1 protein-coding gene and 1 pseudogene are annotated in these 504 nt (G+C 60.7%); both read left to right on the top strand.

Features of this window, described 5'->3' with window-relative positions:
* Positions 1-183 (top strand): hypothetical protein (locus tag AACY49_RS30430; protein WP_339527980.1); only part of this gene is annotated, 183 nt, incomplete at its 5' end.
* Positions 184-215: 32 nt separating this feature from the next.
* Positions 216-504, top strand: a pseudogene (locus tag AACY49_RS30425) (transposase); the annotation flags it as partial.

Genomic DNA, 504 nt, shown 5'->3' with positions numbered 1-504 from the left:
GTATTTACGTTACTCGATCGCAACGCCAGCCAGCGCGAGATCCACAGGCTGACGGGGGTCGACCGCAAGACGATCCGGCGTTACCGGGCGCTGCGGGCTGATGCGGAGGCAAATTCCCCCGGGGAAGTGACCACCGGCCCGGTGAGCGTAGATGACCTGCCCCTGCCGATTTCCTCCAGTTGAAGTTAGAGTCCGGCCTTCTGAAGGACGGACAGATGAAGCGAGCCAGGTTTACGGAAGAGCAGATTATTGGCGTGCTGCGTGAGCATGAGGCCGGTGCGAAGACTGCCGATTTGGCGCGGAAGCATGGCGTCTCTGAAGCGACGCTGTACAATTGGAAGGCGAAGTTCGGCGGAATGGACGTCTCCGAGGCCAAGCGGTTGCGGCAACTCGAGGTCGAGAACGCCAAGCTGAAGAAGCTGCTGGCCGAGCAGATGCTGGATGCTGCGGCGCTACGCGAGCTTTTGTCAAAAAAATGGTAGGGCCCGTCGCCAAGCGCGAAGC

It is taken from the genome of Pseudomonas sp. EL_65y_Pfl2_R96, from assembly GCF_963970905.1.
Lineage (GTDB): Bacteria > Pseudomonadota > Gammaproteobacteria > Pseudomonadales > Pseudomonadaceae > Aquipseudomonas.
This window is presented reverse-complemented; position numbering and strand designations above follow the sequence as displayed.